This is a genomic window from Streptomyces flaveolus (assembly GCF_044765825.1).
GTDB lineage: Bacteria > Actinomycetota > Actinomycetes > Streptomycetales > Streptomycetaceae > Streptomyces > Streptomyces flaveolus.
In genome coordinates this window covers 61499-80570 of sequence record NZ_JBIWKU010000003.1, presented here as the reverse complement: position 1 = coordinate 80570, position 19072 = coordinate 61499, and the positions used below count along the sequence as shown (strand labels likewise).

Genomic DNA, 19072 nt, shown 5'->3' with positions numbered 1-19072 from the left:
ACATTGGTCGTACGTCACCGTCGACGCACGCCCGGAGCGCACCATGTCGGTCACCCACGCCCTCGAGGCCGGTCACAGCATGTTGGAGGGACTGCTGCGGCAGGACCCCGAGCTGGCCGAGATCCTGCTCGCCGAACGCCGCCGGCAGTCGACGACGCTCCAGCTGATCGCCGCCGAGAACTTCACGTCCCCCGCCGTGCTGGCCGCCCTCGGCTCCCCGCTCGCCAACAAGTACGCCGAGGGCTATCCGGGTGCCCGGCACCACGGCGGCTGCGAGATCGTCGACGTGGCCGAGCGGCTCGCGGTCGAGCGGGCACAGGCCCTGTTCGGCGCCGAGCACGCCAACGTGCAGTCCCACTCCGGCTCCTCCGCCGTGCTCGCCGCCTACGCCGCGCTGCTGCGCCCGGGTGACACGGTCCTGGCGCTCGGCCTGCCGTACGGCGGTCACCTCACGCACGGCTCGCCCGCCAACTTCTCCGGCCGCTGGTTCGACTTCGTCGGCTACGGCGTCGACGCGGAGACCGGGCTCGTCGACCACGACCAGGTGCGCACCCTGGCCCGCACGCACCGGCCCAAGGCGATCGTGTGCGGGTCGATCGCCTATCCCCGCCACCTGGACCACGCCTTCTTCCGCGACGTGGCCGACGAGGTCGGCGCCTATCTGATCGCGGACGCCGCGCATCCGATCGGCCTGGTGGCCGGGGGAGCGGCGCCCAGCCCGGTGCCGTACGCCGACATCGTCTGCGCCACCACGCACAAGGTGCTGCGCGGCCCGCGCGGCGGCATGATCCTCTGCGGGAGCGAACTGGCCGAGCGGGTCGACCGGGCCGTGTTCCCGTTCACACAGGGCGGCGCGCAGATGCACACCATCGCCGCGAAGGCCGTCGCGTTCGGTGAGGCGTCGACCCCGGCCTTCGCCGCGTACGCCCATCAGGTGGTCGCCAACGCCCGCACCCTCGCCGCCCACCTCGCCGCGGAGGGGTTCGTCGTGACCACCGGCGGCACCGACACCCACCTGCTCACCGTCGACCCCGCCCCGCTCGGCGTCGACGGCAGGGCGGCCCGGGGGCGGCTGGCGGCGGCCGGGATCGTGCTGGACTGCTGCGCGCTGCCGCACGCGGACGCCCGGGGACTGCGCCTGGGCACGGCGGCGCTGACCACGCAGGGCATGGGGGAGCGGGAGATGCGGACGGTGGCCACGCTGCTCGCGGGGGTGCTGCGGGGCGCCACGGACCCCGCCGCGGCGCGGGACGGCGTACGGGACCTGACCGCGGAATTCCCGCCGTATCCGGGCTGAGGTGGGGTAGGGGCACACCTGTGCACAGCCACTCGTGCAACCATCGTCGCTACCCGGAAGTCCTCACCCGTATGCGCGCATCGCTAGGGTGTGGGGCTGGGAATGGCCAGCGAGACCTGTGGGGAAGCCCGTGCGTGAATACCTGCTGACGCTCTGCGTCACGGCCGCGGTGACGTATCTGCTGACAGGGCCGGTACGGAAGTTCGCGATCGTGGCGGGAGCGATGCCGGAGATCCGGGCGCGTGACGTGCACCGGGAACCCACTCCGCGGCTCGGCGGGATCGCGATGTTCTTCGGACTGTGCGCGGGCCTGCTGGTCGCCGACCACCTCACGAACCTCAACGAGGTCTTCGAGAAGTCCAACGAGCCACGGGCCCTGCTCTCCGGGGCCGCCCTGATCTGGCTGATCGGCGTCCTGGACGACAAGTTCGAGATCGACGCCCTGATCAAGCTGGGCGGCCAGATGATCGCCGCCGGTGTGATGGTGGTGCAGGGTCTGACCATCCTGTGGATCCCCGTGCCGGGCGTGGGGACGGTGGCCCTGACCCAGTGGCAGGGCACACTGCTCACCGTCGCGCTGGTGGTCATCACCATCAACGCGGTCAACTTCGTGGACGGCCTCGACGGGCTGGCCTCCGGCATGGTGTGCATCGCGGCGGCCGCGTTCTTCATGTACGCCTACCGGATCTGGTACTCGTACGGCATCGAGGCCGCCGCCCCGGCCACGCTGTTCGCCGCCATCCTCATGGGCATGTGCCTGGGCTTCCTGCCGCACAACATGCACCCCGCCCGGATCTTCATGGGCGACTCCGGCTCGATGCTGATCGGGCTCATCCTCGCGGCCGGCGCGATCTCGGTCACCGGGCAGGTCGACCCGGACGTGATGAAGCTGTTCTCCGGTTCCGAGCGCAACGCCGTGCACCAGATGGTGCCGGTGTACATCCCGCTGCTGATGCCGCTGACCATCATCGCCATCCCGGCCGCCGACCTGATCCTCGCGATCGTGCGGCGCACCTGGCGCGGCCAGTCGCCGTTCGCCGCGGACCGGGGGCACCTGCACCACCGGCTGCTGGAGGTCGGGCACTCCCACAGCCGCGCGGTGCTGATCATGTACTTCTGGTCGGCGCTGATCGCCTTCGGCGCGCTCGCCTACTCCGTCAACTCGGCGTCGATGTGGATCGTGCTGGGCGTCGTCTTCCTCAGCGCGATCGGCCTGGTGCTGCTCCTGCTGCCCCGCTTCACCCCCCGCGCCCCGCGCTGGGCCGAGCACTTCGTGCCGCCGCGCTACCGGCGCCGCAGGAAGGCGGCCGCCGAGGCGCCGGCCGCCGCGGACGAGGCGGAGGACCGCGTCCCCGTCGTCGCCGGCGTCTCGGGCGTCTCGGGTGTCAACGGCGCGACCGCCGTCGGCCCCCGCTCGGGCACAAGGTAAGAATCTGACTAGAGCATTGCCAACTCGTGGTGGAGCAAAGCGCCGTAATACCAGACAAGTCGGTGCGGTAATTGCACAGACGCGCACGGTCACTCTCATGTGTGACAGCAAGCACACCCTCAGGTAAAGACCTCATCAAATAGTTTGTGATACGGTTCACGAGAACCCCCGGGTAGAGCCTAAGGACCGTAGTGCGACGGTCTCTTGGCCGTCAGGACTCCGTTCGGCCCGGGACTACGCTCGTCCATGACGACACACTGCCCCCTGCGAAAAGCGGAGTTGCCGCCATGCCGTCCAATGACGTCCGGATCTTGCTTCAGGCTGCCGTGCCCACGGCTGCCGTCGGCGCTGTTGCCGCCGTCGTCAGTGCTGTGGTCGCCGGCGGCAAGGGGGCGGTCGGAGCCGTCGTCGCGACCGTGGTGGCGATGCTCTTCATGGGTATCGGTCTCTACGTTCTGCAGCGCACCGCCAAATCGCTTCCGCACCTTTTCCAGGCGATGGGCCTGATGCTCTACGCGGCACAGATCCTGCTGCTGTTCGTCTTCCTCGCCGTCTTCAAGAACACGACGCTGTTCAACCCCCGGTCCTTCGCGATCACCTTGGTCGCCGTCACGCTGGCATGGATCGCGGCGCAGACGCGGGCCCACATGAAGTCCAAGATTCTCTACGTCGAGCCTGAACCGTCGGGCAAAAAGCCCGAAAAGACGGGCCACTCGTCGTGAGGGGTAGGGCCGGGATAAAGAGGCATGTGAAGTCCTGCTATCGTCCGGTGCCAACTGCGGCATCGCGGGCGCGGGCATTCGAGCTGACGCCTGCTCAATCGCGAGGCGAGATGCCCCACAGCCGCCCCCACATCCGTAACACCAGTCCCGTGCCGAACTGCGGCCCCGCGCCGCGCCGACACAACGAGGTTGCCGTATCCATGCGCCACGCTGAAGGAGCCCGCGGTGAGTGCTGACCCGACGCAGGTGCTCGCCTTCGAGACCGACTGCCACATCTTCGACGGCTGTGGCTTCCCGGCTCCCGGCCTGCACTCGTTCCTGTTCGAGCCCCTCTGGGGCGACGCGGACAGCAACGTCTACTTCAACAAGACGATGTTGCTGGCGCTGCTCGGCTCGCTCGTCATCATCGGCTTCTTCTGGGCCGCCTTCCGCAAGCCGAAGGTCGTCCCGGGCAAGCTCCAGATGGTCGCCGAGGCCGGTTACGACTTCATCCGGCGCGGCGTCGTGTACGAGACCATCGGCAAGAAGGAAGGCGAAAAGTACGTCCCGCTGGTCGTCTCGCTCTTCTTCTTCGTCTGGATGATGAACCTCTGGTCGATCATCCCGGTCGCTCAGTTCCCCGTCACCGGCATCATCTCGTACCCGCTGGTGCTGGCCCTGATCGTCTACATCCTGTGGGTCTCGCTGACGTTCAAGCGGCATGGCTTCGTCGGCTTCTTCAAGAACGTGACCGGCTACGACAAGTCGCTCGGTGCAGTGCTGCCGTTGGCCATGACGATCGAGTTCTTCTCGAATCTCTTCGTCCGGCCGTTCACCCACGCCGTCCGGCTGTTCGCGAACATGTTCGCGGGTCACACCCTGCTGCTGCTGTTCACGATCGCCAGCTGGTACCTGCTGAACGGCATCGGCATCGCCTACGCCGGCGTCTCGTTCATCATGACGATCGTGATGACGGCCTTCGAGCTCTTCATCCAGGCACTGCAGGCATACGTCTTCGTGCTCCTGACCTGCACCTACATCCAGGGCGCCCTCGCCGAGCACCACTGAGCGTCCGCACCCCAACACCTGGTCGTCCGGTGGCCAACCCCCACCGGTCCGTAAAGAAAAGGAAGAACTGGCATGTCCCAGACCCTTGCCGCTGTCACCGGTGACCTGAAGGCTCTCGGCTCCATCGGTTACGGCCTCGCTGCCATCGGCCCCGGCGTCGGCGTCGGCATCATCTTCGGTAACGGCACGCAGGCCCTCGCCCGCCAGCCCGAGGCTGCCGGCCTGATCCGCGCCAACCAGATTCTCGGCTTCGCCTTCTGTGAGGCGCTCGCCCTGATCGGTCTGGTTATGCCGTTCGTCTACGGCTCCTGATCACTTCAGGCTGACGACCAGCAACCCAGACGAAAGGCAACGACATGAGCCAGCTGCTCATCCTGGCGGCTGAGGGGGAGGCAGAGAACCCCCTCATTCCGCCGATCCCCGAGCTCGTCATCGGCCTCATCGCCTTCGTCATCGTCTTCGGCTTCCTCGCCTGGAAGCTCCTCCCGAACATCAACAAGGTTCTGGAAGAGCGTCGCGAGGCCATCGAGGGCGGTATCGAGAAGGCCGAGGCCGCGCAGACCGAGGCCCAGAGCGTCCTTGAGCAGTACAAGGCCCAGCTCGCCGAGGCCCGGCACGAGGCCGCGCGCCTGCGCCAGGAGGCACAGGAGCAGGGCGCCACGCTCATCGCCGAGATGCGCGCGGAAGGCCAGCGGCAGCGTGAGGAGATCATCGCCGCCGGTCACGCCCAGATCCAGGCCGACCGCAAGGCCGCCGCTTCGGCGCTGCGCCAGGACGTCGGCAAGCTGGCCACCGACCTGGCCGGCAAGCTCGTCGGTGAGTCCCTCGAGGACCACGCCCGGCAGAGCCGCGTCATCGACCGCTTCCTGGACGAGCTCGACGACAAGGCGACGAAGGCCGAGGCCACGCGATGAACGGAGCGAGCCGCGAGGCCCTGGCCGCCGCACGTGAGCGTCTCGACGCGCTGACGGACTCCACGTCCGTGGACGCCGGCTCGCTCGCCGACGAGCTGGCCTCCGTCACCGCGCTGCTCCACCGCGAGGTGTCGCTGCGTCGGGTCCTGACCGACCCGGCGCAGGCCGGCGAGGCCAAGGCCGAGCTCGTCCAGCGCCTCCTCGGCACCCAGATCAGCGGCCCCGCCGCCGACCTGGTGTCCGGCATGGTGCGCTCCCGCTGGTCGCAGTCCCGCGACCTGGTGGACGCGCTGGAGGAGCTGGCGAACACCGCCGACCTCACCGCCGCGCAGAAGCGGGGCCGGCTCGACAACGTCGAGGACGAGCTGTTCCGGTTCGGCCGGATCGTCGCCTCGAACACCGAGCTGCGCGCCGCGCTGACCAACCGGTCGGCCACCACCTCGGCCAAGGGCGAGCTGCTGCGCAGCCTGCTCGGCGGCCGGGCGGAGCGGACCACCGAGCGTCTGGTGACGCGCCTTGTGACCGCGCCGCGGGGACGTAGCCTGGAGTCGGGACTCGAGTCCCTGTCCAAGCTCGCCGCCGACCGGCGAGACCGGATGGTCGCCGTCGTCACCTCGGCGGTGCCGCTGAGCGACACGCAGAAGCAGCGCCTCGGCGCCGCCCTCGCGAAGGTCTACGGCCGTCCGATGCACCTCAACCTCGACGTGGACCCCGAGGTCCTCGGCGGGATCCGGGTGCAGGTCGGCGACGAGGTCATCAACGGCTCCATCGCGGACCGCCTGGAGGACGCCGGCCGCCGCCTGGCGGGCTAGCGACCACGGCGGCCACGGCGACACGTCGCCGGCGGCCGACGGCACAGCACAACAAGCAGTACGTACTTACGACGGCCCTGGTTGGGCCGTGCAGAGGATTCACCTCTTATTGGGGGGAGTCCCGACTCGTGGAATACCCCCCAAGTGAAACTTCGGGCCCAACAAGGAGAGCAGGGAACTCAGATGGCGGAGCTCACGATCCGGCCGGAGGAGATCCGGGACGCGCTGGAGAACTTCGTCCAGTCGTACAAGCCGGACGCGGCCTCGCGCGAGGAGGTCGGTACGGTCACCCTTGCCGGCGACGGCATCGCGAAGGTCGAGGGTCTTCCCTCGGCCATGGCCAACGAACTGCTGAAGTTCGAGGACGGCACCCTCGGCCTCGCCCTCAACCTCGAGGAGCGCGAGATCGGTGCCATCGTCCTCGGTGAGTTCAGCGGCATCGAGGAGGGTCAGCCGGTCTCGCGTACCGGTGAGGTCCTCTCCGTGGCCGTGGGCGAGGGCTACCTCGGCCGCGTGGTCGACCCCCTCGGCAACCCGATCGACGGCCTCGGCGAGATCGAGACCAGCGGTCGCCGCGCCCTCGAGCTGCAGGCCCCCACGGTCATGCAGCGCAAGTCGGTGCACGAGCCGATGGAGACGGGCTACAAGGCCGTCGACGCCATGACCCCGATCGGCCGCGGTCAGCGTCAGCTGATCATCGGCGACCGCCAGACCGGCAAGACCGCCCTGGCCGTCGACACGATCATCAACCAGCGCGACAACTGGCGCACCGGCGACCCGAACAAGCAGGTCCGCTGCATCTACGTCGCCATCGGTCAGAAGGGCTCCACCATCGCGTCGGTCCGCCGCGCGCTGGAGGAGAACGGCGCGCTGGAGTACACGACCATCGTGGCCGCCCCGGCGTCCGACCCGGCCGGCTTCAAGTACCTGGCGCCGTACACCGGCTCGGCCATCGGCCAGCAGTGGATGTACGAGGGCAAGCACGTCCTGATCATCTTCGACGACCTGTCGAAGCAGGCCGACGCCTACCGCGCCGTGTCGCTGCTGCTGCGCCGCCCGCCGGGCCGCGAGGCCTACCCGGGTGACGTCTTCTACCTGCACTCCCGTCTGCTGGAGCGCTGCGCCAAGCTCTCCGACGACATGGGCGCCGGTTCCATGACGGGTCTGCCGATCGTCGAGACCAAGGCCAACGACGTCTCGGCGTTCATCCCGACCAACGTCATCTCCATCACCGACGGCCAGTGCTTCCTGGAGTCCGACCTGTTCAACGCCGGCCAGCGTCCGGCCCTGAACGTCGGTATCTCGGTCTCCCGCGTCGGTGGCTCCGCCCAGCACAAGGCCATGAAGCAGGTCTCCGGCCGACTGCGCGTGGACCTCGCCCAGTTCCGTGAGCTCGAGGCGTTCGCCGCCTTCGGTTCCGACCTGGACGCCGCGTCGAAGTCGCAGCTGGAGCGCGGTCAGCGCATGGTCGAGCTGCTGAAGCAGGACCAGTACCAGCCGATGGCCACCGAGGACCAGGTCGTCTCCGTCTGGGCCGGCACCACCGGCAAGATGGACGAGGTGCCCGTCGCCGACATCCGCCGCTTCGAGAAGGAGCTGCTGGAGTACCTGCACCGCCAGGAGCAGGGCCTCATGACCTCCATCCGCGAGGGCGGCAAGATGTCCGACGACACCCTGCAGGCCGTCGCCGAGGCCATCGCGTCGTTCAAGAAGCAGTTCGAGACCTCGGACGGCAAGCTGCTCGGCGAGGACGCCCCGTCCACCGCCAAGTGACGTAAGGAAGGGACCTGACTCATGGGAGCCCAGCTCCGGGTCTACAAGCGTCGCATCCGATCCGTCACCGCGACCAAGAAGATCACCAAGGCGATGGAGATGATCGCCGCCTCGCGTGTCGTCAAGGCGCAGCGCAAGGTGGCGGCCTCCACGCCGTACGCGCAGGAACTGACCCGCGCGGTCACGGCGGTCGGTACCGGGTCGAACACGAAGCACCCGCTCACCACGGAGGCGGACAACCCGACCCGTGCCGCGGTTCTGCTCCTCACGAGCGACCGCGGTCTGGCCGGCGCCTTCAACTCCAACGCCATCAAGGCGGCGGAGCAGCTGACCGAGCGCCTCGAGCGCGACGGCAAGCAGGTCGACACGTACATCGTCGGCCGGCGCGGTCTCGCCCACTACAACTTCCGTGAGCGCAAGGTCGCGGAGTCGTTCACGGGCTTCACCGACGAGCCGACGTACGCGGACGCCAAGAAGGTCGCGGCGCCGCTGATCGAGACCATCGAGAAGGCGACGGCGGAGGGCGGCGTGGACGAGCTCCACATCGTCTACACCGAGTTCGTCTCGATGATGACGCAGACGGCGGTCGACTCCCGGCTGCTTCCGCTGCGCCTCGAAGAGGTCGCGCAGGAGTCGGCGGCGAAGGACGAGATCCTTCCGCTGTACGACTTCGAGCCGTCGGCGGAGGACGTCCTCGACGCCCTGCTGCCGCGCTACGTCGAGAGCCGCATCTACAACGCGCTGCTGCAGTCGGCCGCTTCCAAGCACGCCGCCACGCGGCGCGCGATGAAGTCGGCCACCGACAACGCGGGCGAGCTGATCAACACGCTCTCCCGTCTTGCCAACGCGGCCCGCCAGGCCGAAATCACCCAGGAAATCAGCGAGATCGTCGGTGGCGCGAGCGCACTGGCCGACGCGACCGCGGGGAGTGACAACTAATGACCACCACTGTTGAGCCGACCGCTGCGTCGGGCGTGGCCACCGGCCGCGTCGCGCGGGTCATCGGCCCGGTCGTCGACGTGGAGTTCCCCGTCGACGCGATGCCGGAGATCTACAACGCCCTCCACGTCGAGGTCGCCGACCCGGCGCAGGAGGGTGAACTCAAGACGCTGACCCTGGAGGTCGCCCAGCACCTGGGTGACGGCCTGGTCCGCACCATCTCCATGCAGCCCACCGACGGTCTGGTCCGCCAGGCCCCGGTGACCGACACGGGCTCGGCCATCTCCGTCCCCGTCGGCGACTTCACCAAGGGCAAGGTGTTCAACACCCTCGGTGAGGTGCTGAACGTCGACGAGACCTACGACGGTGAGCGCTGGCCGATCCACCGCAAGGCGCCGGGCTTCGACGAGCTCGAGTCGAAGACCGAGATGTTCGAGACCGGCGTCAAGGTCATCGACCTGCTGACCCCGTACGTCAAGGGCGGCAAGATCGGTCTGTTCGGCGGCGCCGGCGTCGGCAAGACGGTGCTCATCCAGGAGATGATCTACCGCGTCGCCAACAACCACGACGGTGTCTCCGTGTTCGCCGGTGTCGGTGAGCGCACCCGTGAGGGCAACGACCTCATCGACGAGATGAGCGAGTCCGGCGTCATCGACAAGACCGCGCTGGTCTTCGGTCAGATGGACGAGCCGCCGGGCACCCGTCTGCGCGTCGCGCTGGCCGGCCTGACCATGGCCGAGTACTTCCGTGACGTCCAGAAGCAGGACGTGCTGTTCTTCATCGACAACATCTTCCGCTTCACCCAGGCGGGTTCCGAGGTGTCGACCCTGCTCGGCCGCATGCCCTCCGCGGTGGGCTACCAGCCGAACCTGGCCGACGAGATGGGTCTCCTCCAGGAGCGCATCACCTCGACCCGTGGTCACTCGATCACCTCGATGCAGGCGATCTACGTCCCCGCGGACGACCTGACCGACCCGGCCCCGGCCACCACCTTCGCCCACCTCGACGCGACGACGGTTCTGTCCCGTCCGATCTCCGAGAAGGGCATCTACCCGGCCGTGGACCCGCTGGACTCGACGTCCCGCATCCTCGACCCGCGGTACATCGCGGCGGACCACTACCAGGCCGCGATGCGCGTGAAGAACATCCTGCAGAAGTACAAGGACCTGCAGGACATCATCGCGATCCTCGGTATCGACGAGCTCGGCGAGGAGGACAAGCTCGTCGTCCACCGTGCCCGTCGCGTGGAGCGCTTCCTGTCCCAGAACACCCACGTCGCCAAGCAGTTCACCGGCGTGGACGGTTCGGACGTGCCGCTGGACGAGTCGATCGCCGCGTTCAACGCGATCTGCGACGGCGAGTACGACCACTTCCCGGAGCAGGCGTTCTTCATGTGCGGTGGCATCGAGGACCTGAAGAACAACGCCAAGGAGCTGGGCGTCTCCTGAGCCACGTGCTCATCGTGAGCCCCAGGGCTCACACCGGAGGGGGCGGGCACGTCCCGCCCCCTCCGGCACGCCCCTTAGACTTGTAACCAACACCCGGCTCTCCCGCCGGGTGGTGACCCGAGGAGCCACCTTGGCTGCTGAGCTGCACGTCGCGCTGGTCGCGGCCGACCGAGAGGTCTGGTCCGGCGAGGCCACCCTGGTCGTCGCGCGCACCACGTCCGGCGACATCGGCGTCATGCCCGGTCACCAGCCGCTGCTCGGTGTGCTGGAGTCGGGCCCGGTGACCATCCGTACGAGTGATGGTGGGACGGTCGTCGCCGCGGTGCACGGCGGTTTCATCTCGTTCGCCGACAACAAGCTGTCGCTGCTGGCCGAGATCGCCGAACTGTCGGACGAGATCGATGTCCAGCGCGCGGAGCGGGAGCTCGAGCGCGCGAAGGCGGAGGGCGACGCCCACGCCGAGCGCCGCGCGGACGTCCGACTGCGCGCGGCGGCGGGGCGCTGACCCACGGCGCTGTGCTATGACGTCACTCAGCCGCGGCTGGGACCGGAGCGATCCGGACCCGGCCGCGGCTGAGGCAGATCAGGGTGATTTTTCCGTTCCGTTACCTAGGAGACGAGGAGGTCGGTGCCGATGGTCCTCGCTCTGACCGTGTGCGGAATTGTCGTCGCCCTGGTGGTGGTCGGACTGTTCGTCTTCGGTCTGCGCCGCAGACTGATCCAGCGTTCCGGCGGCACCTTCGACTGTTCCCTGCGCTGGGACGCGCCCGAGGAGGGCGACGGCGGCGGCAAGGGCTGGGCCTACGGCGTGGCCCGCTACAACGGCGACCGGGTCGAGTGGTACCGAGTCTTCTCGTACTCTCCCCGGCCGCGGCGGGTCCTGGAGCGTTCCGCGATCGAGGTGGCCGGCCGGCGGCTCCCGGACGGGGAGGAGGAGCTGGCGTTGCTCTCCGACGCCGTCGTCCTGGCCTGTCTGCACCGGGGCACCCGGCTCGAACTGGCGATGAGCGAGGACGCGCTGACGGGATTCCTCGCATGGCTCGAGGCGGCTCCGCCGGGACAGCGGGTGAACGTGGCCTAGCCGCGTTCACCCGCTGACGCACGTGACGCTCCCCCCGGACCGGATCCGGGGGGAGCGTCGTCGTTGTTCCGCGGTGGTTACTTCAGGCCGCTGTCGATGGCGCTGACCAGCTCGCCGTTGGCGGTGTCGCCGCTGAACTCCCAGAAGAAGGAGCCGCCGAGACCCTGGCTCTTCGCCCAGTCCATCTTGGACTTGACGGTCGCCGGGGTGTCGTAGGACCACCAGTTGGTGCCGCAGTGCGCGTACGCGGTGCCGGCGACGGTGCCGGTGGTCGGGCAGCTGTTCTTGAGGACCTTGTAGTCCTCGATGCCCGCCTCGTACGTACCGGCCGCCGGGCCGGTCGCGGTGCCGCCGGGCGCCGCCTGCGTGACGCCGGTCCAGCCGCGGCCGTAGAAGCCGATGCCGAGCAGCAGCTTGCCGGCCGGCACGCCCGCCGCCTTGAATTTCGCGATTGCGTCGGCGGAGTTGAAGCCCTGCTGCGGGATGCCGGTGTACGAGGTCAGCGGCGAGTGGGGAGCGGTCGGACCGTTCTTCTCCCAGGCGCCGAAGAAGTCGTACGTCATCACGTTGTACCAGTTGATGTACTGCGCGGCCGGGCCGTAGTCGGCGGCCTCGATCTTGCCGCCGGCCGAGCCGTCGGCGGTGACGGCCGCGGTGACCAGGTCGTTGCCGAACTCGGCGCGCATCGCCTTCATCATGGAGCTGAAGGCGTTCTTGGTGCTGGTCGTGTCGCAGCTGAGGCCGCAGGCGTTCGGGTACTCCCAGTCCAGGTCGATGCCGTCGAAGACGTCGGCCCAGCGCGGGTCCTCGACCAGGTCGTGACAGGACTTGGCGAAGGCGGCCGGGTTCTTGACCGCGTCGGGGAAGCCGCCGGACCAGGTCCAGCCGCCGAAGGACCAGATGACCTTGATGTGCGGGTACTTGGCCTTCAGCTTGCGCAGCTGGTTGAAGTTGCCGCGCAGCGGCTGGTCCCACGTGTCGGCGACGCCGTCGACGGACTGGTCGGCGGTGTACGCCTTGTCGTAGTCGGCGTAGGAGTCGCCGATGGTGCACTTGCCGCCCTGGACGTTACCGAAGGCGTAGTTGATGTGCGTGATCTTCTCGGCGGAGCCGGAGGTGACCAGGTTCTTCACGTGGTAGTTGCGCCCGTAGACGCCCCAGTTGGTGAAGTAGCCGAGCTTGACCTTGTCGCCGCCGCCCGGGGTGCCGCCGTCGCCGCCGGTGGTGCGGACCTTGACGGCGCCGCTGGCCGGACCGGTCTGGTCGGCGGTGTCGCGGGCCTGGACGGTGTAGGAGTAGTCGGTGCCCTTGGTGAGGCCGGTGTCCGTGTACGTGGTGCCGGTCACCGTGGCGACCTTGGCACCGTCCCGCAGGACGTCGTAGTTCTTGACGCCCTTGTCGTCGGTCGCCGCCGACCAGGTCAGCTTCACCGAGGTGTCGGTGATGCCGGAGGCGGTCGGGGTGCCCGGCGCGGAGGGGGCCGCGTCACCGGGGACGGAGGTGCCGTCGCAGCTGCCGCCGTTGAGCTTGCAGCCGGACGGGGAGCCGGAGCCGGTGCCGTTGAAGCCGAACGAGACGGACGCCCCGGGGGCGAGGGTGCCGTTCCAGCCGACGTTCTTGGCGGTCCAGTGGTCACCGGAGTTGGTGACGGTGGCGTCCCAGGCGGAGGTGACCTTGGTGCCCGAGGGGAAGTCCCACTCGACGGTCCAGGAGTTGATGGTCGTGGTGCCGGTGTTCTTCACCGTCCAGTTGCCGCCGAAGCCCGTGCCCCAGTCCGAGGTCTTGGCGAAGGTGGCCGTGGCGCTCGTGGCCGCCTGGGCGGGGCTCGCGAGCCCGACCAGTCCGGCGAAGGGGAGGGCCAGGGTCGCGGCCAGGGCCGCGGCTCTGTGTCTGAAGCGCATGCTGCGCCTCCTTATGTGGGGATGTTGTTGTGGGCATGACTGAGCCTCATGCCCGCAGTGCCGCGAGAATAGAAAGGTCTGGACCAGAGGTCAATAGGTCTGGACCAGTGCTCGCAAAGGTGGGCTAGATCCCCAACTCCTGAGCCAGTACGGCCGCTTGCACCCGGCTGCGCAGTTCCAGCTTCCCCAGCAGACGGCTGACGTGCGTTTTCACCGTGGCCTCGGCCATCTCCAGGCGCCCGGCGATCGCGGCGTTGGACAGCCCCTCGCCGAGGCAGGACAGGACCTCGCGCTCCCGACGGGTCAGGCCCTCGAGGACGGCCGGGTCGGCGGTGGCCCCCCGGACCGGCCGCGCCGCGAACTCGGCGATCAGGCGCCGGGTGACGGCCGGGGCGACGATCCCCTCGCCGCCCGCCACCGTACGCACCGCGGTGATCAGATCCTTCGCCTCGGTGTTCTTCAGCAGGAACCCTGCGGCGCCCGCCCTGAGCGCCCCGAAGACGTACTCGTCCAGGTCGAACGTGGTCAGCACGAGCACGTCGGCCAGCCCCTCGCCGACCACCCGCCGGGTCGCCGACATCCCGTCGAGGCGGGGCATCTGCACGTCCATCAGGACCACGTCCGGGCGCAGCTCCCGGGCCAGCTCCACCGCCCGCTCGCCGTCCGCCGCCTCGCCGACCACCTCGATGTCCGGGGCGCTGCCCAGGATCAGCACCAGTCCCGCGCGGACGGCGGACTGGTCCTCGGCGACGAGGACGCGGATCATGCGGGGTCTCCTTCGGTCAGGGGCAGGGTGGCGCGGACGGCCCAGACCTTCGTGCCGTCCGCCGTCTCGGGTCCGGCCTCGAACGTGCCGTGCAGCAGCGCGGTCCGCTCCCGCATGCCGACCAGGCCGGCGCCCGAGCCGGGGGCGCGCGGTGCGTCCCGGTCACCGTAGGGGCTGGTGACCCGGACCCGCAGCAGGCGCCCGTCGCGGGTGACGGCCACCCCGACCGGTCCCTTCGACGCGTGCTTGAGCGCGTTCGTCAGCGATTCCTGCACGATGCGGTACGCGGCCAGCTCCACCGGCGCGGGGACTCCGTCGCCGGGCACCGCCTCCAGGGTGACGTCGAGGCCGTTGGCGCGGGCCCCGTCGACCAGGGCGCCGAGGCCGTCGAGGGTGGGCGCGGCGGCCGGCCCGGTGTCGCCGCCGGTGTCCCGCAGGATGCCGATCAGCCGCCGCATCTCGGCCAGCCCCTCGACGCTGTTCTCCCGGATCACCCCCAGCGCCTGCCGGGTGGTCGCCGGGTCGTCCAGGGACAGGGCGGCCGTGGAGTGGATGGCGATGGCGGAGAGGTGGTTGGCGACCATGTCGTGCAACTCGCGGGCCATCCGCGAGCGTTCCGCGGTCACCGCCTGGACGCGGTCCATCTCGGCCAGCAGCGCGGTCTGTTCGGCGCGCAGCCGGGCCGCGTCGGCTGCCTCGCGGTGGTTGCGCACGATCAGGCCGGTGGACGCGGGCGCGAACGAGACGATCCCGACGGCGACGCCGATCAGCAGCGCCTCGGGCACCCGCCACAGCGCGAACGGCACGATCGTGCCCGCCACCGTGAGCAGCCCGGTGATCCGCGGGATGCGGCGGGCCGAGGCGGGCGGGCCGTAGAGCACGGCGGCGTACATCAGGTCGGTGTACATGATCACCGTGACCAGGCTGCCCTGCGTGAGCGTGTCCGCGACCAGCGCGGCCGTGCCGATCAGCAGGCCGGTGCGCGGCGCGGCCCGGCGCAGCAGCTCGCAGCCCGCCGTGACGGCGAGCGGGACCAGCAGCGGCCAGCGGCCGTCGAACAGCACGATCGGCTCGTCGGCCGGCCGGACGCCCAGGCCGATGCCCCACAGCAGCAGCCCGCCGAGCAGACCGGCCGACGCGGCGTACACGTCGAAGCGGCGCGGGCGGGGGAGTCGTACGGGCATGCCACCATCCAACACGGCCCGCGTCCCGCCCGCCTGATGCCCGGGAAGGGTCCGGCACTGCATCTTTCGATGTACCGCGGGTTCGTCACCGGCGACGACGAACGCGGCGGATTCCCACGGGAGCCTGGAAGGGTGAACGAAGGGAGTGCGTCGTGGTCGTCGCGTTGATCATCGCCTGCGAGGTCGGCTTCTGGGTGCTGCTGGCGCTCGGGCTGGCCGCCCGCTACCTGCTGAAGTGGCGCCGCACCAGTGTGGTCCTGCTGCTGTGCGAGCCGCTCCTCGAACTGGTGCTGTTCGCCGTCACGGCGGTCGACCTGAGGAACGGCGCCGAGCCGGGCTGGGAGCACGGCCTGGCCGCGCTGTACATCGGCTACACCGTGGCGTACGGCCACTGCACGATCCGCTGGCTCGACGGCCATGCCGCCCACCGCCTCGGCGGAGGCCCGCCCCCGGTGAAGCCCCCGCGCCACGGCATGCCCCGGGCGCGCCACGAGGGCCGGCTGTGGCTGCGCACGGTGCTGGGCGGCGCCGTGGCCTGCGCGCTGCTCCAGGGCGCGGTCTGGTACGTCGGCGACGAGGGCGACGTCTCGTCCCTGCGGGCCTTCCAGTGGGCGGCCCTGCGCGTCGTCGGCATCCACGGGCTGATCGCCCTCACGTACCTGATCTGGCCGAAGAAGGCCCCGGCGGGCACGCCGTCGACCGAGGCCGGCGAGAGCGCCCCCGAAGGGGCGCGGGGAACGGCGCGGTCAGCCACCACGAAGCGGTAGACGGCCGACGGCCGTCACGCCCCTGCCCGCGGAGCGCTCAGCGTTCCCCGCCCGGTACCCACAGCACGTCCCCGACCTCCTTGTTGGCGGTGCGGGCCAGGATGAACAGCAGGTCCGACAGGCGGTTCAGGTAGGTCGCGGTGAGCGGGTTCATCGTCTCGCCGTGGACCTCCAGCGCCGCCCACGTGGAGCGCTCGGCCCGCCGGACCACCGTGCACGCCTGGTGCAGCAGGGCCGCGCCGGGCGTGCCGCCGGGGAGGATGAAGGACCGCAGCTTCTCCAGCTCGGCCAGGAAGCGGTCGCAGTCCGCCTCCAGCTTGTCGACGTAGAACTGCTCGACCCTCAGCGGCGGGTACTCCGGGTTCTCCACCACCGGCGTCGACAGGTCCGCGCCCACGTCGAACAGGTCGTTCTGGACGCGGACGAGGACCTTGACGACCTCCTCGTGCAGGCCGCCGAGGGCGATCGCCGTGCCGATCACCGCGTTCGCCTCGTTGGCGTCGGCGTACGCGGAGATCCGGAGATCGGTCTTGGGGACCCGGCTCATGTCACCGAGGGCGGTGGTGCCCTGGTCTCCGGTCCGGGTGTAGATGCGCGTCAGGTTGACCATGAGGCCAGCGTAGTTAGGCTCCGGCGGTCCGGAAGACGCGTGTGCCCACCGTCACGGTCAGCGCGGTGAGGGCGACGGCGACGAGGACGCCGTACAGCATGTGCGCCGTCGCGTAGCTGCCGACGTAGGCGTCCCGTACCGCGTCCACCAGATAGCGGAACGGCATCAGGTGCGACAGCACGTCCAGCCACGCCGGCCCCAGCGTCATCGGCAGCATCAGGCCGGACAGCAGCATCGAGGGCATCGTGAGCGCGTTGACGGTGGGCCCGAACTCCTGCGGCGTACGGACCTTCATCGCCAGCGCGTACGACAGCGAGGCCAGCGAGACGGTGAGCAGAGCGACGAACGCGAACCCGATCAGGACGCCGGGCAGGGGTGCGCGCAGGCCCATCGCCACCGCCGCCAGGACCAGCAGCACCGCCTGGAACGCGAACACCGTGGCGTCCCGCAGCACCCGGCCCAGCAGCAGCGCCAGGCGGCTGACGGGGGTGACGCGCATCCGCTCGACCACACCCAGGCTGTTCTCGATGATGACCGAGAAGCCCGCGAAGGAGGCGCCGAACAGTCCGAGTTGCAGCAGCAGGCCGGGCACGAGCATCTGCCAGGAACTGCCCCGCCCGCCCAGCGGCAGGTCGGTCAGCAGCGGGCCGAAGAAGAGCAGGTACAGCAGCGGCATCAGGACGCCGAACAGCAGCGCGAAGCGGGAGCGCAGCGACTGGCGCAGATAGCGGCCGTAGACGAGGCCGGTGTCGTGGAACAGCATCGGAGGTCCTCGGGTCGTCGGAGTGCTAAACGGCAACGGGGGCGGCGTCCGCGGGTGAGGCGCCGCGGCCGGTGATGGCGAGGAAGGTGTCCTGGAGCGAGGCGTCGAGCGAGCCGCCGTGGCGCAGCTTCAGGGCCGCGGGGGTGCCCTCGGCGGCCACCACGCCCCGGTCGACTACGACCAGCCGGTCGGAGAGCGCGTCGGCCTCGTCGAGGTAGTGCGTGGTCAGGAAGACCGTGGTGCCGTGCTCGTCGCGCAGCCGGCGCACCAGGTCCCACAGGCCGGCGCGGCTGCCCGGATCCAGACCGGTGGTCGGCTCGTCCAGGAAGAGCACCCGGGGACCGTGGGTGAGCGCCATCGCGATGTCCAGCCGGCGCCGCTGACCCCCGGACAGCGCGCCGCACTTGCGGTCGAGCAGCCCCGCCAGGTCCAGGTCGCGGGCCAGCTCCTCGGCGCGCTCGGCCGCCCGCGCCCTCGACAGGCGGTACAGGCGGCCCTGGGTGACCAGCTCCTCCCGCACGGTGATCTGCGGGTCCACGCCGCCCGACTGGGCCACGTACCCGCACGCCCGGCGCACTCCGGCCGGGTCGGACACCAGGTCGTGGCCCGCGACGGTGGCCGCGCCGCCGGTGGGGGCGAGCAGGGTCGTGAGCATCCGGAGGGTCGTTGTCTTGCCGGCGCCGTTGGGGCCCAGGAAGCCGAGGATCTCGCCCTCGCGGACGGTCAGGTCGATGCCGCGCACGGCCTCGACCGGGCCCTGTCTCGTCGTGAAGGTACGGGCCAGCCCGGCCGTACTGATGATTGCCATGCGCCCAGAAAAACAGAGTCACCCAAATTTTGCAATGACTCCAAGTTTTGGGCGGCTCCAGCGAAGTTAGGATGCGGGCATGGCCGAGGGACTCAGGGAACGGAAGAAGCGGCAGACCAGGCAGTACATCTCGGATGTCGCCACGAGTCTGTTCCTGGAGCGCGGCTTCGAGGCCGTGACCGTGGCGGAGGTCGCGGCGGCGGCGGACGTCTCCGTCAACACCGTCTACAACTACTTCCCGGCCAAGGAGGACCTCTTCCTCGACCGCTCCAAGGGCGTGGTCGACCGGCTCTCCCGCTGGGTGCGCGGGCGGCACGACGGGGAGTCGGCGGCACGGGCCGTGCTGCGGGAGCTGCGCGAGGAGGTCGAGTCGGTCTCGCCGCGGGTCGGCCTCATGGACGGGTACGCGCGCTTCATGGGGGTCATCGACGCCTCGCCCTCGCTGCGCTCCCGGCTCTGGGCGATCGCCCAGGAGGTGCAGGAGAACCTGGAACGCACCCTGCGCGAGGAGACCGGGGCCCTGGACGACGACCCGGTCCCCGCGCTGATGTCGGGTCAGATCAGCTGGCTGCACGGCACGGTGATGACGGCCATCGGCCGCCGGATGACGGCCGGCGGGAGACCGGCCGCGGTGTCCCGCGACGTCCTCGTGCTGCTGGACGAGATGGAGGAGCTGTTGAGCGACAGAGTGCTCAACTACGCCGTCCGAGGCGCGGACTGACACCCGAATGGCACCCCCCGGTGTGACGTCCGTCATTTGAGACGTGACGCGCGTTACTAACCGGTCACACAGCGGCTCACGCCCGCTAAT

At 69.7% G+C, this 19072-nt stretch carries 20 protein-coding genes; 14 read left to right on the top strand and 6 right to left on the bottom strand.

Annotated elements, in window-relative coordinates; all coding sequences use genetic code 11:
• Positions 1–43 precede the first annotated feature (43 nt).
• The 12 genes from ACIRG6_RS09815 to ACIRG6_RS09760 all read left to right on the top strand — a co-directional run bounded on the left by ACIRG6_RS09815 (position 44) and on the right by ACIRG6_RS09760 (position 11462).
• The gene (locus ACIRG6_RS09815) at positions 44–1297 is read left to right on the top strand and encodes a serine hydroxymethyltransferase (protein ID WP_403321922.1); all 1254 of its coding nucleotides are present in this window, start codon (positions 44–46) and stop codon (positions 1295–1297) included.
• 130 nt (positions 1298–1427) lie between these two features.
• Positions 1428–2726, top strand: coding sequence for an MraY family glycosyltransferase (locus ACIRG6_RS09810; RefSeq protein WP_365020706.1), 1299 nt, complete (start codon positions 1428–1430; stop codon positions 2724–2726).
• Positions 2727–3013: 287 nt separating this feature from the next.
• Positions 3014–3448: a hypothetical protein gene (locus tag ACIRG6_RS09805; protein ID WP_189228638.1), complete on the top strand. Its 435-nt coding sequence runs from the start codon at positions 3014–3016 to the stop codon at positions 3446–3448.
• A gap of 225 nt (positions 3449–3673) precedes the next feature.
• Complete coding sequence (gene atpB / locus ACIRG6_RS09800) at positions 3674–4495, top strand: F0F1 ATP synthase subunit A (RefSeq protein WP_225636100.1); 822 nt, start codon at positions 3674–3676, stop codon at positions 4493–4495.
• Positions 4496–4567: 72 nt separating this feature from the next.
• Positions 4568–4807 (top strand): ATP synthase subunit c family protein, encoded by a 240-nt coding sequence (locus ACIRG6_RS09795; protein WP_005311859.1) that lies wholly within the window; start codon positions 4568–4570, stop codon positions 4805–4807.
• Between the two features lie 44 nt (positions 4808–4851).
• Positions 4852–5409, top strand: a complete 558-nt coding sequence (locus tag ACIRG6_RS09790; protein WP_225636101.1) for a F0F1 ATP synthase subunit B — start codon at positions 4852–4854, stop codon at positions 5407–5409.
• A complete protein-coding gene (locus ACIRG6_RS09785) occupies positions 5406–6221 on the top strand; it encodes a F0F1 ATP synthase subunit delta (protein WP_350719323.1) in 816 nt (271 codons plus the stop codon). The genes ACIRG6_RS09790 and ACIRG6_RS09785 overlap by 4 nt, the downstream gene beginning before the upstream one ends.
• 183 nt (positions 6222–6404) lie before the next feature.
• Positions 6405–7994, top strand: a complete 1590-nt coding sequence (gene atpA / locus ACIRG6_RS09780; RefSeq protein ID WP_350719325.1) for a F0F1 ATP synthase subunit alpha — start codon at positions 6405–6407, stop codon at positions 7992–7994.
• A 21-nt stretch (positions 7995–8015) separates the two neighbouring features.
• The gene (locus tag ACIRG6_RS09775) at positions 8016–8933 is read left to right on the top strand and encodes a F0F1 ATP synthase subunit gamma (protein WP_350719327.1); all 918 of its coding nucleotides are present in this window, start codon (positions 8016–8018) and stop codon (positions 8931–8933) included.
• A complete protein-coding gene (gene atpD / locus ACIRG6_RS09770) occupies positions 8933–10381 on the top strand; it encodes a F0F1 ATP synthase subunit beta (protein ID WP_364682064.1) in 1449 nt (482 codons plus the stop codon). Before ACIRG6_RS09775 ends, atpD begins: the two co-directional genes overlap by 1 nt.
• 130 nt (positions 10382–10511) lie before the next feature.
• Positions 10512–10886: a F0F1 ATP synthase subunit epsilon gene (locus tag ACIRG6_RS09765; protein ID WP_019326852.1), complete on the top strand. Its 375-nt coding sequence runs from the start codon at positions 10512–10514 to the stop codon at positions 10884–10886.
• Positions 10887–11015: 129 nt separating this feature from the next.
• A complete protein-coding gene (locus tag ACIRG6_RS09760; RefSeq protein WP_189228631.1) occupies positions 11016–11462 on the top strand; it encodes a DUF2550 domain-containing protein in 447 nt (148 codons plus the stop codon).
• Between the two features lie 77 nt (positions 11463–11539).
• Here the strand turns inward: ACIRG6_RS09760 and ACIRG6_RS09755 are convergent, their stop codons facing one another.
• The 3 genes from ACIRG6_RS09755 to ACIRG6_RS09745 form a co-directional block, all read right to left on the bottom strand.
• Positions 11540–13363, bottom strand: a complete 1824-nt coding sequence (locus tag ACIRG6_RS09755) for a glycosyl hydrolase family 18 protein (protein WP_403321917.1) — start codon at positions 13361–13363, stop codon at positions 11540–11542.
• A 124-nt stretch (positions 13364–13487) separates the two neighbouring features.
• Positions 13488–14129 (bottom strand): response regulator, encoded by a 642-nt coding sequence (locus ACIRG6_RS09750; RefSeq protein ID WP_403321914.1) that lies wholly within the window; start codon positions 14127–14129, stop codon positions 13488–13490.
• Positions 14126–15313, bottom strand: a complete 1188-nt coding sequence (locus ACIRG6_RS09745; RefSeq protein WP_364682057.1) for a sensor histidine kinase — start codon at positions 15311–15313, stop codon at positions 14126–14128. The genes ACIRG6_RS09750 and ACIRG6_RS09745 overlap by 4 nt, the downstream gene beginning before the upstream one ends.
• A gap of 152 nt (positions 15314–15465) precedes the next feature.
• Between ACIRG6_RS09745 and ACIRG6_RS09740 the strand changes: the two genes are divergently transcribed.
• Positions 15466–16080 (top strand): hypothetical protein, encoded by a 615-nt coding sequence (locus ACIRG6_RS09740; protein WP_364820345.1) that lies wholly within the window; start codon positions 15466–15468, stop codon positions 16078–16080.
• 37 nt (positions 16081–16117) lie between these two features.
• On the opposite strand, the gene ACIRG6_RS09735 is transcribed toward ACIRG6_RS09740, so the two are convergent.
• From ACIRG6_RS09735 to ACIRG6_RS09725, 3 genes are read right to left on the bottom strand one after another with little or no spacing between them, the layout of a single operon-like run.
• Complete coding sequence (locus tag ACIRG6_RS09735) at positions 16118–16690, bottom strand: cob(I)yrinic acid a,c-diamide adenosyltransferase (protein WP_318214456.1); 573 nt, start codon at positions 16688–16690, stop codon at positions 16118–16120.
• A 13-nt stretch (positions 16691–16703) separates the two neighbouring features.
• Positions 16704–17453 (bottom strand): ABC transporter permease, encoded by a 750-nt coding sequence (locus ACIRG6_RS09730; protein WP_364820347.1) that lies wholly within the window; start codon positions 17451–17453, stop codon positions 16704–16706.
• Between the two features lie 25 nt (positions 17454–17478).
• On the bottom strand, positions 17479–18261 hold the full coding sequence (locus tag ACIRG6_RS09725) for an ABC transporter ATP-binding protein (RefSeq protein WP_364682049.1): 783 nt from the start codon (positions 18259–18261) through the stop codon (positions 17479–17481).
• Positions 18262–18340: 79 nt separating this feature from the next.
• Between ACIRG6_RS09725 and ACIRG6_RS09720 the strand changes: the two genes are divergently transcribed.
• Positions 18341–18982, top strand: coding sequence for a TetR/AcrR family transcriptional regulator (locus tag ACIRG6_RS09720; protein WP_364682047.1), 642 nt, complete (start codon positions 18341–18343; stop codon positions 18980–18982).
• Positions 18983–19072: the final 90 nt, after the last annotated feature.